This is a genomic window from Streptomyces sp. NPDC025638 (assembly GCF_055558775.1).
On record NZ_JBVHLX010000004.1, the window covers coordinates 178375 to 192165 of the forward strand.

The 13791-nt window shown below is 73.1% G+C and carries 14 protein-coding genes; 9 read left to right on the plus strand and 5 right to left on the minus strand.

Features of this window, described 5'->3' with window-relative positions; translation table 11 throughout:
• Positions 1–121 precede the first annotated feature (121 nt).
• A complete protein-coding gene (locus ACZ4EG_RS11805; protein ID WP_467790525.1) occupies positions 122–490 on the minus strand; it encodes a hypothetical protein in 369 nt (122 codons plus the stop codon).
• A gap of 122 nt (positions 491–612) precedes the next feature.
• The gene (locus ACZ4EG_RS11810) at positions 613–1500 is read right to left on the minus strand and encodes a hypothetical protein (protein WP_453550477.1); all 888 of its coding nucleotides are present in this window, start codon (positions 1498–1500) and stop codon (positions 613–615) included.
• A 309-nt stretch (positions 1501–1809) separates the two neighbouring features.
• Here ACZ4EG_RS11810 and ACZ4EG_RS11815 point away from each other — a divergent pair, with 309 nt between their 5' ends.
• Together ACZ4EG_RS11815 and ACZ4EG_RS11820 are read left to right on the plus strand one after the other, a co-directional pair.
• Positions 1810–3876, plus strand: a complete 2067-nt coding sequence (locus ACZ4EG_RS11815) for a SpoIIE family protein phosphatase (protein ID WP_467790526.1) — start codon at positions 1810–1812, stop codon at positions 3874–3876.
• A 129-nt stretch (positions 3877–4005) separates the two neighbouring features.
• Entirely contained in the window at positions 4006–4785 is a 780-nt protein-coding gene (locus ACZ4EG_RS11820) for a hypothetical protein (protein WP_467790527.1), read from the plus strand.
• 27 nt (positions 4786–4812) lie between these two features.
• On the opposite strand, the gene ACZ4EG_RS11825 is transcribed toward ACZ4EG_RS11820, so the two are convergent.
• Both ACZ4EG_RS11825 and ACZ4EG_RS11830 read right to left on the minus strand, forming a co-directional pair.
• Positions 4813–5589: a putative protein N(5)-glutamine methyltransferase gene (locus ACZ4EG_RS11825; RefSeq protein WP_467790528.1), complete on the minus strand. Its 777-nt coding sequence runs from the start codon at positions 5587–5589 to the stop codon at positions 4813–4815.
• A gap of 179 nt (positions 5590–5768) precedes the next feature.
• A complete protein-coding gene (locus ACZ4EG_RS11830) occupies positions 5769–6824 on the minus strand; it encodes an ABC-2 transporter permease (protein ID WP_467790529.1) in 1056 nt (351 codons plus the stop codon).
• A gap of 124 nt (positions 6825–6948) precedes the next feature.
• Here ACZ4EG_RS11830 and ACZ4EG_RS11835 point away from each other — a divergent pair, with 124 nt between their 5' ends.
• Entirely contained in the window at positions 6949–7350 is a 402-nt protein-coding gene (locus ACZ4EG_RS11835) for a MarR family winged helix-turn-helix transcriptional regulator (protein ID WP_467790810.1), read from the plus strand.
• Positions 7351–7363: 13 nt separating this feature from the next.
• Here the strand turns inward: ACZ4EG_RS11835 and ACZ4EG_RS11840 are convergent, their stop codons facing one another.
• Positions 7364–8104 (minus strand): GNAT family N-acetyltransferase, encoded by a 741-nt coding sequence (locus ACZ4EG_RS11840; protein ID WP_467790530.1) that lies wholly within the window; start codon positions 8102–8104, stop codon positions 7364–7366.
• Positions 8105–8363: 259 nt separating this feature from the next.
• On the opposite strand from ACZ4EG_RS11840, the gene ACZ4EG_RS11845 reads away from it, so the two are divergent.
• The 6 genes from ACZ4EG_RS11845 (at position 8364) to ACZ4EG_RS11870 (ending at position 13768) form a co-directional block, all read left to right on the plus strand.
• A complete protein-coding gene (locus tag ACZ4EG_RS11845; RefSeq protein ID WP_467790531.1) occupies positions 8364–8969 on the plus strand; it encodes a sulfite oxidase-like oxidoreductase in 606 nt (201 codons plus the stop codon).
• Positions 8962–9717, plus strand: a complete 756-nt coding sequence (locus tag ACZ4EG_RS11850; protein WP_467790532.1) for a ferredoxin reductase — start codon at positions 8962–8964, stop codon at positions 9715–9717. Before ACZ4EG_RS11845 ends, ACZ4EG_RS11850 begins: the two co-directional genes overlap by 8 nt.
• A 183-nt stretch (positions 9718–9900) precedes the next feature.
• Positions 9901–10488 carry an Rv1733c family protein gene (locus ACZ4EG_RS11855; protein ID WP_453550499.1) on the plus strand — a complete coding sequence of 196 codons (588 nt, stop codon included), beginning with the start codon at positions 9901–9903 and terminating at the stop codon, positions 10486–10488.
• Positions 10489–10619: 131 nt separating this feature from the next.
• Positions 10620–11588, plus strand: a complete 969-nt coding sequence (locus ACZ4EG_RS11860) for an acetylxylan esterase (RefSeq protein WP_453550502.1) — start codon at positions 10620–10622, stop codon at positions 11586–11588.
• Positions 11589–11726: 138 nt separating this feature from the next.
• Positions 11727–12893, plus strand: a complete 1167-nt coding sequence (locus tag ACZ4EG_RS11865) for a serine hydrolase domain-containing protein (protein WP_453550504.1) — start codon at positions 11727–11729, stop codon at positions 12891–12893.
• A gap of 131 nt (positions 12894–13024) precedes the next feature.
• Entirely contained in the window at positions 13025–13768 is a 744-nt protein-coding gene (locus tag ACZ4EG_RS11870) for a GntR family transcriptional regulator (protein ID WP_453550507.1), read from the plus strand.
• Positions 13769–13791: the final 23 nt, after the last annotated feature.

The window sequence follows — 13791 nt, forward strand, 5'->3', positions numbered from 1 at the left end:
CGCGCGGTGTCGTCGCCTCTGTTGTAGAGGACGGCGGCCGCCTTTTGCAACTAGTTGCATAAACGGAGGGAGGTGAGCCCGGCCACTCCGCGACTGCGCACGCGGTGCGGCCGGGCCCGCGTCACCTGCTTCCGAGCAGGACGTGCAGCTCCTTCTCCTGGTCGCCCGAGGCGGAGGACAGGTTGCTCACCGTGAAGAGGGAGTCCAGGGTCGTGCGGAACCGGTCGATCGCCCAGTAGCCGCCATGCGCGTCGGCCTCGACGGTGGACGAGAGCCGTGCGGGAATCGCGCACTCGTGCGCGTCCGTGACCTCGAACGTGCCGAGCCACACCATCGGACGCGTCTCATGGAGCTGCTGCGGCACGTCCTCGGCGCACCGGTCGGACTCGAAGCACGTGCACAGCGCGTCGAACACGATCCGGGCGTCTTCCTTGCTGCATCCGCTGATCTCGACGGAGACGGACTCGTCGTGCGTTCGCTCAGGGGCCATCGTGATCGCTCCTCTCATGGCGACGGCGCGGTACCGCGGGTTCCCCGCGAACCGCGCCACACCCCAAGAAAACCACCATTTTCCGGGCGCGCACCACCCGTCGCGACACTCCGCCGGCGGACTCAGCCGCGGGTGAACCGGTACGTCCTGCTGTCCGTGAGCACGCAGAAGCCCGGCGACATCACGATCACCCGCAGGGTGCCGGTGCGGCGGTCGTAGTCGATGCCTTCGGCCTCGAAGGTGCCCGAGCAGGAGCTGCGCAGCGGGAGCTGGCGCAGGGCCGTGACATGGCCGGAGACGTCCGCCGTGCCGTTCGGCCGGCCGGACAGGTCGATCTGCAGGAGGGGCTTGGTGATGCCGAACAGGGTGCCGGCGGGGTCGTCGGAGGAGCACAGCAGGGTCGTCGGGCCCGAGAAGTCGCAGCCCTGGACGTCGCGCACGGCATGGTCCAGGTTGACGGTGGACACCTGCGGCAGGTTCGCCGAGGGCGAGGTGGCGGGGTTCGCCCCGGGGGTGGGGAAGACCAGGAACCGGCTCATCGTGCCGTACTCGCCCGCCAGCATCCACTGGCCGTCGGGGGAAATGGCGACCCAGGAGTTGTTCAGGGCCTCCCCGGCGCCGAGCGTGTGGACGTACTCCGACCAGGCACCGCCCGGCGCCTGCGCGCGGAACATCTTGGTGCTGCCGGAGTCCCGCTGGTACGGCTCGACGTAGTAGCCGTCGTAGGAGGCGTCGGGGTCGCCCACATGGTTCCAGCCGCGGCCGCTCACGCCGGACGGGATGGTGCCGATGCCGGTGTACCGGTTGGGGCTGCCGGCCGGGACCTCCACCGAGGTCAGGCCCTGGCTCTCGGTGAGCGGGTCGGCGCGGTCGGAGCCGGCCTCGGTCCAGGTGTCGGCCGCGGAGGCGGGCGTGGCGGGTGCGGTGAGGGACACGACGAGGGCGGTGGCGAGGGTGACGAGTCCGGTCAGGACCCGGTGACAACGTTGCCGGACGGCGGACGCGGGCATGGGGGGCTGCTCCTCGGATCCGGGGGTGGGGGCGCGTTCGGCCGACAGTCTGGCGGCGCTTGCTAGTCATGTACAGACCAATAGCGGAACGGCGGATGAACAGGCCGGACCTGCCCGCCCCGCGGCGTGGCACAGGTCATACGCCCGCGTGGCCGCGTCCTCGCGGCTTCTCCGGACGCCCGCCGTCGTGTTGAGGGATGGTGGAGACACTCGTCGGCGGCGTCGGAGATTCGGTGTGAGCGCGGTAGAACAAGGGGAGTCGGCACACGGGACGGCGTGCCGTGCGGTCCGTCGAAGGCGGTGCGTGGAATGAATGCAGCCGAGGCTCCGGTGGCCCAGGACGGCGGGCCGGTGCGGCCGAGCGGCCTGCTCGACGTGCTGGGCGTGGCCTCGGTGGTGCTGGACGCCGAAGGGCGCATCGTGCTGTGGAGCCCCCAGGCGGAGGAGCTGTTCGGCTATTCGGCCCAGGAGGCGCTCGGCGAGTACGCCGCCCGTTTGATGGTGCACGAGCAGCACATCCAGCTGGTCGGCAAGCTGTTCGCCGACGTGATGCGCACCGGGCAGAGCTGGGCCGGCGCCTTCCCCGTCCGGATCAAGGACGGCGGCACCCGGCTGGTGGAGTTCCGCAACATGCGCCTGCTGGACGACCAGGGCGATGTGTACGCGCTGGGTCTCGCGGCCGACCGGTCGACGGTGCGCCGTCTCGAGCAGGACGTGGCGCTGTCCGAGCGGATCGTGAACCAGTCGCCGATCGGGCTGGCCGTGCTGGACACCGAGCTGCGGTACGTCTCGGTCAACCCGGCACTGGCGAAGATCAACGGAGTTCCCGCCGGGGACCACGTCGGACGGACGGTCCCCGAGGTGCTGCCGCTGGTGGACGCCGACACCCTGGAAGGGGCGGCCCGCCGGGTCCTGGAGACGGGAGAGCCGTTCGTCGACAGGACCACCGTCGGCCGGACCCCGGCGGATCCGGACGAGGACCACACCTGGTCGGTGTCGCTGTACCGGCTGGAGGACGCCATGGGGACGGTCCTCGGCGTCGCGGCCTCCATAGTGGACATCACCGAGCAGCACCGGGCCGAGGTCGAGGCCGAAACCGCGCGGCGCCGCCTCGCCGTCATCGCCGACGCCTCCACCCGGATCGGCACCACCCTGGAGCTGGACCGCACGGCCCGCGAGCTGGCCGACGTCGCCGTGCCCGAACTTGCCGACGTGGCAGCCGTCGACCTGCTCGACGCGGTGGTCGAGGGGCGCCGCAGCACGCTCGGCCCGTCCGAGCCCGCGGTGATCCGCGCCCTCGCCGTACGGGCGGAGGACGGCGAGGACGCCCTCCAGGCCGCCGACCCGCCCGGGCAGCTCGTCCGGTACGCCCCCGACCGCCTGATCACCGAGTGCGTACGGACCGGCCGCCCGGTGGTGGTACCCCAGGTGAAGGACGAGCACCTGCCCCGCATCGCCCGCTCCCCCGAGTCGGCCGTGCTGCTGGGCCGGGCAGGCGTCCACTCCTACCTGGCCGTCCCGCTGATCGCGCGCGGCGAGGTGCTCGGCGCGCTCGACCTCAAACGCACCCGCAATCCGGCGCCCTTCGGCGAGGACGACCTGGTGCTCGCCCGTGAGCTGGCCGCCCGCGCGGCCGTGCAGATCGACAACGCGCGCTGGTACCAGAACGCCCGCAACACCGCGCTCACCCTGCAGCGCAGCCTGCTGCCCGGCCATCCGCCGGTGACGACCGGCCTGGAGGTCGCCTCGCGCTACCAGCCCGCGGGAGCCACCACCGAGGTCGGCGGTGACTGGTTCGACGTCATCCCGCTGGAGGGCGGCAGGACGGCGCTGGTCGTGGGCGACGTGATGGGCAGCGGTATCAACGCGGCCGCCACCATGGGCCGGCTGCGCACGGCGACCACCACCCTGGCCTCGCTCGGCCTCGATCCCGCGGTGCTCCTGGAGCATCTCGACAAGATCGCCTCGGGCCTGGACCACTCCATCGCGACCTGTGTGTACACCGTCCACGACCCCCGGCTGCGCCAGTGCCGCATCGCCAACGCGGGGCATCTGCCCCCGGCCCGCGTCCGCGTCGGCCACCCGCCCGAGCTGCTCGACCTGCCCACGGGCGTGCCGCTCGGGGTGGGCGGGGTCCCGTTCTCCACCACCACGGTCGACTTCGCCCCCGGCGACGAGCTGGTGTTCTACACGGACGGGCTGGTCGAGACGCGCAGCCACTCGCTCGACGAACGCCTCGACTTCCTCCTCTCCCTCCTCGACGACCCGGCCCGGCCCCTGGAGGAGGCCTGCGACCTGCTGCTGCGCACCCTGCACCACCCCGACAACCACGACGACGTGGCACTCCTGATGGCGCGGGCGCAGGAACTGCCCTGAGCTGCGCGGGCACCGGCCCGACCGCCCGATTCACAGCAACTCGTTACCAGGTCCTTATCGGCGCCATCGGACAATCACTGGGAGGCATGCGCACGGGATGCCGCGTGTCATGGCCGATGGGAGCGAGCAGTGACGCACGAACCGGATCACGGGCACGGCTCCGGCGACGGGCCCGCGAAGTCGATCCCGCCGATGCCCCCGCATCCGCCGCGGGCGGCCGGGGAATGGGAAGTGATCGCCGGACCGGGACAGGACCGTGAGCCGGGTCTGCCGCTGCGGGCACGGTGGCGCAGGCAGTCGGCCCGGGTCCGGGCGGTGACCGTGGCGGCCACGGTCGTGGCACTGGCCCTCGGCGGCACCGTCGCCTACGCCGCCACCTCGGGCGGGCCGGGCGCCGGCGTCGTACCCGCTGCCGCCGGCTCCCCTTCCGGGTCACCGTCGCCGGACGGCCAGGGACACGGCCCTGGCTTCGGCTGGTTCGGCCTCGGCGGGGGCGGCGTGCACGGCGAGGCGACGGTCAAGGACCGGAACACCGGGAAGTGGGTCGTACGGACCTGGCAGCGGGGCACGGTCGAGAAGGTGGACGGCGACCAGGTCACCGTGAAGAGCGACGACGGCGCCCGGTGGACCTGGACGGTGGGCTCGGACGCCAAGGTGCACCGCGAGGGCTCGTCCGGCAAGGGCGCCGACGCTCTGAAGAAGGGCGACAAGGCGTTCCTGGCCGGCACGCGCTCCGACAACGGCACGAGGACCGCCGCGGTCGCCATCGCGGGCACCTTCGACCGCGGGGGCCCGGGCGAGGGCCGGCACGACGGCCGCTGGGGCTTCCCCGGCCACGGCGGTCCGCGGTGGGGCCACCCGGACCGCACCGCGTCACCGAGTCCGACGGGCAGCGGGGCGACGACCTGAGCCGACACGGCTCGACCGGGGTGGCGCCTACGGCCGGACGGCGATCACCACGTTGGCGTACAGCTCCTCGGACACCGCAAGGCGGGCGCTCAGGCCGGCCTCGGTGAACGCCTCGACGGCGCCCGGCGCCTGGCGTTCGCCCGTCTCCACCAGGACGCAGCCGCCGGGGGCGAGCCACTGTGGTGCCCCGGCGGCGACCCGGCGCAGGACGCCCAGGCCGTCGGCGCCGCCGTCGAGGGCGACCAGGGGTTCGTGGTCGCGGGCCTCCGCCGGCAGGAGGTCCACCTCGTCGGTGGGGACGTACGGCACGTTCGCCGCGAGGATGCCGACCCGGCCGCGCAGGTCGCCGGGCAGCGCGTCGAACAGGTCGCCCGTATGGGCATGACCGCCGAAGGCGGCGATATTGCGTCGGGCGCAGCGCACTGCGGCCGGATCCACGTCGGCGGCGTGCAGCTCCACCCGGCCGAGCGCGGCGGCCAGGGCCGCGCCGACCGCTCCGGAACCGCAGCACAGGTCCACGACGACGGACGCGTGCGGGGCCTGGGCGAGGGCCTGGTCGACCAGGAACTCGGTGCGGCGGCGGGGGACGAAGACGCCCGGTCCCACCGAGATGCGCAGTCCGTGGAACTCGGCCCAGCCGAGGACGTGTTCGAGGGGCAGTCCGGAGACGCGCCGGTCCACCATCGCGGCGAGCTCGTCGGGCGTGCGGGCGGTGGCGAGGATCAGTTCCGCCTCGTCCTCGGCGAAGACACACCCGGCGGCGCGCAGCGTGGAGACGACGGTGGCAGGGGAATGCGGGGGCATGAGAGCCGAGAGCCTTTCGGAGACCTGGGGCCGAAGGATGCTCTCGTGGTCACCTACTGCCGGTGACCCGCAATACGTCGAGGAGAGAGCACCCGAGCTGACACAGCGGTAATGGGTCCCACCTCCTCGCGGCGCACGGCCGGGACGGTCCGCGGCCGACCGCAACCCTACCCCAACGGTCAGACGCCGACGGTCTCTTCGACCTCCACCTCGGCCTCGTCCGGGACGACCGCCCGCTGCGCGGCCGCCGGCCCCGGCACGGCGAGCGCCGGCGCGGACGCCCCGGCCCGCTCGTACGCCGCCGCGATCGCGGTCAGGGCAAGGCCGGCCAGCAGCCAGGCCGCCAGCGTCCCCACGGTGCGGCCCAGGCCGTCGCCGCCGAAGTACAGCAGGCCGCGGATGCCCTCCACGAACCCGGCGCCGTTCCAGAAGGCGTGCAGGGTGCCGAAGAAGCCGTTCTGCAGCTCGGGCCGGAACAAACCGCCGGAGCTGGTGAAGTTGAGCATCACGAACAGCACCATCATGGTCAGCGTGGTCCACCGCTTCAGGAAGGTGTGCAGGCCGACACCGATGAAGAGGATGCCCGCGGAGTAGAGCCAGGCGATCCCCCACAGACCGGCGAGGTCGTGGTGGGCGAGGCGGAACACGGGTCCGGCGAGCAGCGCGCCGATGCCGCCGACGACGACGGACACGCCGAGCGCCAGCAGGGCCCGCACCCGCATGGGCAGCGCTGAGCCCGCGGCACCGAGCGCGGCGACCGAGGCGTACGAGCCGATGCTCAGCGCGATCAGCAGGAAGAACAGGCCCTGCCCGGTGGGGTCGTCGGCGACCGGCGCGGCCACGTCGGTGACCTTCAGCGGCGCGCCCTCCTTCGCGACGAGAGGGATGAAGACCTTCTCGGCCGCCGTGGCGTCCATGTCGGACGCGGCACTGGCGACCAGGAGTTGCGGCGCCTTCCCGCCCGGCACATAAGCACCCGTGATGTCACGGGACTTGAGCAGGTCGACGGCCCCGGTCCGGGTGGCGACGGTGCGGACGTCGAGCTTGTCCCCCGCGGTGTCCTTGAGCGTCTGGGCGAACACCTTCACCTCGGGCCCGGAGCCCACCACGGCGACGGGCAAGTGGTGGGGCTCCGGGGTCACGAACGCCCCCATGTATGCCAGCCCCATACCCAGGCACAGCAGCAGGGGGGTGATCAGGTGGGTGAGCACATGGCGGAGCGCTGGTGACCTCATCGGGGGCGACCTCCATTAGTTGGCTTATACAACCTTCCCCTTAAGTTGTACTATACAACCAGGACGTGGAGGAGGTATTCGCGTGACAGCAGCGGAGACGGCCGTCGAGACCATCCAGCGCGAGATGACGATCTTCGCCCGCCGGGCCCGCGCCTCGGCGGGACGCCTGCACCCGGAGCTGTCCCTGGTGTCGTACACCCTGCTCGGGCACCTGGAGGAGAGCGGCGGCTGCCGGGCCACCGACCTGGCCGCGCACTACGCCCTGGACAAGTCCACGGTCAGCCGCCAGGTGGCCGCGCTGGAGCGGGCCGGGCTGATCGAGCGCCGTACGGACCCGGAGGACCACCGCGTCCAGGTGCTGCATCTGACGGAGGCAGGCGAGGAGATCCTCGCCCAGGTCACCCGGAGCCGCCGGGCCGCCTTCCGGGAGCGGCTCGCACACTGGCCCGCGGAGGACCTGATCCGGTTCGCCGGGTATCTGGAGCGGTACAACGCGGGGCCGGCGCCGGCCGCCGGCCCCGACTGAGCGGACGCCCGCCCTACGACACCGGTACGGCTTCCCGACCGCCCGCAAGCCGCTCCGGCGCCCGCGCCGCGAGGAACGCCGTGCGGCGGCGCAGCCGGAAGCCGAGGGACTCGTAGAGCCGGATGGCGTGGGTGCTGCGCGCACCGGTGTGCAGGAACGGCGTCTCCCCGCGCTCCCGGATGCCGTGCGCGACGGCGAGGATCAGCCGGGTCGCCAGGCCCTCGCCGCGGAAGTCGGGGTCGGTGCAGACCGCGCTGATCTCGGTCCAGCCGGGCGGACGGAGCCGCTCCCCCGCCATGGCGACCAGCGCGCCGCTGCGGCGTATGCCCAGGTAGGTGCCGAGTTCGATGGTGCGGGGCAGGAACGGTCCGGGCCGGGTGCGCTCGACCAGATCGAGCATCTCGGGCACGTCGGCGGCACCGAGGCGGACCGCCTCCGCGTCCGGCGCGGCGACCACGCCGTCGTCCACGAGCTGTACGCCCTCCACCCGGAAGGTGATCTCCCAGTCGGCGGGGACCCGCCCCCGGAAGCCCGGCAGCGGTACCTCGGCGCCCGGCCCGGCCAGCGCGGCGAGGTCGGCCCAGTCGTCCGCGTCGGGCTCGGCGGGCAGCGCGAGCCACGGGGACACGTCGACCGGGTAGCGCAGCACACGCCCGCGCCGCTCGGCGAACTGCGCGTGCGGGCCGGTCAGGGAGGCGAGGGCGGGATTGTCGAGGACGTGCGGGGCACCGCCGCCGCAGCCGGGGTCGCTCATGCGGCGACCTCCCCGGCCGCACCGGAGCCCCCGTCGGCCGCCTCGGTCTCCGGTCCGCCGTACCGCGTGCACACATACGCCTCGGGCATCTGCTTCCTCACTCTCCCCACGCCGCCGCCGGGGCGGTCGATCCCGGCAGTCAGCGCCAAGGACGAACGCGCGAGGGCTATTCCCGGCCCCGTGCAGACTTCGTACAGCCGCCGTGAGCGGGCCGCTGACCAGGGACGGAGCAGCGGCGGCGACAGCGTACGGTTGAAGCATGAACGTCACCCGAGGCTTCACCGGGCGCCCCCGTGTCGCCAACGCCGGGCTGCCACCCGGCCAGTACGACGCGGGCGACGACTGGCCCGTCCTGTCCGCCGAGGTCACCCCCGACCTCGCGCCCGCCGACTGGTCCTTCCGCGTGGACGGACTGGTCGCGGAGCCGCGGACCTGGGACTGGGACGAGGCGCACGCCCTGCCCGGGTCGGCGTACGAGGGCGACATCCACTGCGTGACGAGCTGGTCGAAGTTCGGGGTGCGGTTCGGAGGTGTCTCGCTGGACGCATTCCTCAGTGTGGTGCGGCCCCTTGGGTCCGCCACACATGCCGTGGCTTATTCGCACACCGGCTACACATCCAGCCTCCCGCTCGCGGACCTCACCGGCGGGCACGCCTGGATCGCCTGGGAGTACGACGGCAGGCCGCTCGCGGCCGAGCACGGCGGGCCGGCGCGGCTGCTGGTGCCGCACCTGTACTTCTGGAAGAGCGCCAAGTGGATCGCGGGCCTCACCCTGCTCGACCACGACGCGCCGGGCTTCTGGGAGCAGCACGGCTACCACGCGCGCGGCAACCCCTGGGAGGAGCAGCGGTACTCCGGTGACTGAGACCTTCACTCCCCCCACCCGTTTCGCGGTGCCGGGGCGCATCGCGGTCAGCGGCCAGGCCGCGACGGCATGGCAGCCGGCCACCCTCACGGAGATCCGGCGCGAGACCCCGCACGCCGCCACCTTCCGGTTCGCGGTGCCGCACTGGGCGGGGCATCTGCCCGGGCAGCATCTGATGCTGCGGCTCACCGCCGAGGACGGCTATGTGGCGCAGCGCCACTATTCGATCGCGTCCGCACCCGACGACTCCGGGCACATCGAGCTGACCCTGGATCATGTCGAGGGCGGCGAGGTCTCCGGCTGGTTCCACACGGTGGCCAGGCCGGGCGACACCGTCGAGGTGCGCGGCCCGCTGAGCGGTTTCTTCGCCTGGCCCGGCGACCGGCCCGCGCTGCTGATCGGCGCCGGTTCCGGAGTCGTACCGCTGATGTCGATGGTGCGGCACCACCGCACGAGCGGCCTCACCGTGCCGCTGCGGCTGCTGGTGTCCGCGCGCGGCCCCGAGGAGCTGATCTACGCGCGCGAGCTCGGCGCGGAGACGACACCGGTGTTCACCCGTAGCGCGCCGGACGGTGTGCCGGTGGGACGTATGGCCGCCGCACATGTGGCGCCGCTCCTGGCCGAGCAGCCTCCCGGTGGGTGGGAGGCCTATGTATGCGGCTCCAACGGGTTCGCCGAGCATGCGTCACGGCTGCTCGTGGCGGCGGGCCAGCCCGTGGACCGCATCCGCATCGAACGCTTCGGCTGACCTCGCGCCGTTTCCGGCAGACCCGCAGACCCGCAGGCCGGCACGCCGGGATGCCAGTGGGTGTCGAGCGTCGCTGTGGACGGCCTTGTCACGCTCGGTCCCTCCGGCGAGGTGAGCCGACTGCGCCGTACGGGGTACCACTCCGGTGTGGACGCTCGCATGGGTGACTGCGAGGAGGTCGACATGCGAACCCGGGTTCGCGGCTGGCGCTGGCGGTACAACCCGCTGCGGCGCCGGTCGGACGTCGTGGAGGCGTGGACCGCGCTGACCGTCGCCGTGCTGCTGCTGGTCGGTGCGCCCCTGGCCGGTGCGCTGGTGGGCCTGTGGGCCCACGACGGGGCCCGGACGGTGGCCGCGGCGCAGCGGGCCGAGAGGCATCGCGTCCGTGCCGAGGTGATCGGCGGCACGCCCCGGCAGCTCCCCTCGGTGCAGACCGGCCGGCACCACCCCTACCGGGCGACGGTGCGCTGGACGGAACAGCCGGGCGCGGCGGCCCGCACGGCCGTGGCGCGGGTCCCGGCGGGCACGCGCCAGGGTGATGTGGTGGACGTGTGGTTCGACTCCCGGGGGCGCGGTGTCGCGCCACCGCCGAACGACGTGGCGGTCTGGCAGCACACCGTCTCCGTCGGCGTGTGCGCGGCCGGCGGCGCGGCGGCCGTCACCCTCGTCGGCCACGGCGTCATACGCCGGATCTCGCTCCGCCACCGGATGTCCGAGTGGGAACGCGAGTGGGCGCGCACGGGCCCGGAGTGGACCCGCTGGACGGCATGAGCCGGGGCGTATGAGCCGAGGCGGAGGAACCGGGGCCCTCGCCGACGCGGGCGACCCGGGCCTTTCGGCTCCTCCGACCACCCACGTACGGTGTGATCATCCGCAGGATCACTCCTGAAAGGCGGTTGCCGATGGCCCTGTTCGACCTTCCTCTCGACGAGCTCCGTGAGTACCGCAGCGAATCCACGGAGCCCGAGGACTTCGACGCCTTCTGGTCCAAGACGCTCCAGGAGGCACGCGAGCACGACCTGGACGCCCGCTTCGAACCGGTCGACGCCGGTCTGGCCACGGTGCGGGTGTACGACGTGACGTTCGCGGGGTTCGGCGGCCACCCGGTCAAGGGCTGGCTGCTCCTGCCCGCCGGGGCCGAGGAGCCGCTGCCCCTGGTGGTGGAGTTCGTGGGCTACGGCGGAGGGCGCGGGCTGCCGCACGAGCACCTGCTGTGGGCGTCGACGGGCCGGGCGCACTTCGTGATGGACACCCGCGGCCAGGGCAGCGCCTGGGGCGGCGGGGGCGGCACCGCCGACCCGGTGGGCGGCGCTCCGGCGTACCCCGGATTCATGACGCGGGGCATCGACGCGCCCGAGAACTACTACTACCGGCGGGTGTTCACGGACGCGGTGCGCGCGGTCGAGGCGGCCCGCTCGCACCCCCTGACGGACGCCGCGCGCACCGTGGCGCTCGGTTCGAGCCAGGGCGGCGGGATCACCCTCGCGGTGGGCGGTCTGGTCCCCGACCTGGTGGCGGTCGCCCCGAACGTGCCGTTCCTGTGCGACTACCCGCGCGCGACGACGCTGACGGACCGTCACCCGTACCGGGAGATAGCCCTCTACCTCAAGACGCACCGCGGCCGGTTCGACGACGTGCTGCGTACGCTCTCCTACTTCGACGGCGTCCACTTCGCGTCCCGCGGCCGCACCCCCGCGCTGTTCTCGACGGCACTGGAGGACCAGACGTGCCCGCCGTCGACGGTCTTCGCGGCGTTCAACGCCTGGGCGCACGACGACAAGGCGATCGAGGTGTACGACTTCAACGACCACGAGGGCGGCGGCCCCTTCCACCAGGCCGAGCAGATGCGCTGGCTGCGGTCGCACGCCTGAGCGGCGCCCGACGGGCAGGGGAGCAGGTGTTCCTCTGACCGGCCGACGACTTCCCTCCAGTCCGACCAGTCGGTACGTTCAGGGGGCCCGGACCGCAGCAGCGCGGCCCGGGTTTCCCCCTGCGACGACGGAGGGCCCATGTCCGAGCACGAGCCAGACGTTCACGGTCACTGCGACGCGCGCTTCGCGGCGGTGCGGCTGGCGTTCGAGGAGAACTTCCGGGACCGGGACGAACTGGGTGCCGCGGTGGCGGTGACGGTCGACGGCGAGACGGTGGTCGACCTGTGGGGCGGCTGGGCGGACGCGGCACGCACGCGCGCGTGGGAGCGGGACACCGTGGTCAACGTCTGGTCGACCACGAAGGGACCGACGGCGCTGTGCGCGCACATCCTCGCCGACCGGGGACTCGTCGACCTGGACGCGCCGGTGGCCGCGTACTGGCCCGAGTTCGCCGCCGCAGGAAAGGAGAAGGTCCTCGTACGGCATTTGCTGTCGCACCGGGCAGGGCTGGCCGGCCTGCGTGAACCGCACTCGCTGGAGCAGCTCTACGACTGGGAGCTGACGACCGCGCGACTCGCGGCGACGGAGCCCTGGTGGGAGCCGGGGACCGTGTCCGGGTACCACGCCCTGACCTACGGCCACCTCGTCGGCGAGGTCGTACGGCGAGTCTCGGGGCTGCGTCCCGGGGCCTTCCTGGAGCGGGAGGTGACCGGGCCGCTCGGGATCGACTTCACCATCGGCCTGCCGCCGAGGGAGTCCGGGCGGGCGGCCGAGCTGGTGCACCCACGGGCCGTGAGCTCCAGCGAACAGGCCGCGATCTTCAGCCAGTTGACGCCGGCCGCGATCGCGGCGCTGACCAATCCACTCGCCGGCGCCGCCGAGGCCAACACGCCCGCGTGGCGAGCGGCCGAGATCCCGGCCGCCAATGGCCACGGCACGGCGCGGGCCGTGGCCGCGCTGTACGGCGTCTTCGCCGGACGGGGCAGCTACGGCGGCCGGCGCATCCTGTCCGCCGAGGCGGCCGAGCGGGTGCGCGAGGGGCAGGGCAGTTGCCGCGACCTCGTACTCGGGGCCGGTTTCGAGCACGAGACGGAGGTCGGGCTCGGCCTGTGGCTCAGCGGACCGAACGGTTCGTACGGACCCGATCCGCGGGCTTTCGGACATGACGGCTTCGGCGGCTCCTGCGGTCTTGCCGACCCGGACGCCGGGGTGTCGATGGGCTACACGATGAACCGGATGGGGCCTCATATCGCCGACGACCCACGGAAGATGGCACTGGTCGACGCCCTGTACCGAGCGCTCTGACCCGCGACCGCGCGCGGTTCGGTTTCGGCCGAACCGCCGGGCCGCTCTTCCCTGATGGTTTAGACCAATGCTAGATGTGGTCGCGCAATGAGCCCGCACGGCTACGTCTTGTGACCAACAGGAGGCGCGGCATGGCCCGCACCACCCCTCACGACCACCCGCAGACCGACGACCAGCCCCTGTACTGGCGGATCGCGACGAAGCTCCTGGCGGAGCTGCGCGACGGAACCGTACCGCCGGGTGAACGGCTGCCGGGCGAGCGGCAGTTGGCCGAGCACTTCGGGGTCAGCAGGGAGACCGTCAGGCAGGCGCTGGAGGTGCTGCGGCGGGACGGTCTGGTCGCCACCGACCGCCGGGGCAGCCACGCCACGCTTCCCGGCCGCCCGGTGGAGGACCCGGTGTCCCTCGCCTTCCCGGTGGGCGTCCGGAGCGCGGACCCGTGTGCGGTCGACCGGGCCACCGTGACCTGGGAAGCCCCGCCGCCGGAGCATGCCGCGGCCCTGGGGCTCGCCCCGCACCGGCCGACCCTGGTGCACCGCTACGAGTCCGCCGCGCCCGACGGACGCACCCTGCGTGCCGCGGTGACGTCCTTCTCGGCGGTGGCGCTGTCCGAGGTGGAGGAGCTGGGCCGGTACCGCGACCGCGCCGACGGGTCGGCCGCCGCGCAGCTGCGACGGGCCTACGACTGGATGCGCAGGGCGGGCCTGGCCCTGCACCACCGGGACTCCATCACCCAGGCCACCGACGCCGCCTCGGTCCGGGTGACCCGGCGCGTGCACGACCAGTACGCCCGCCCGCTGGAGATCACCGACCTGGTGGTGGACGCCCAACAGGACGCGCTGATCTACGAGTTCACGCTGCCGGCGGCGGGCTGACCACGCCCGCGCCAGGCTCCCTG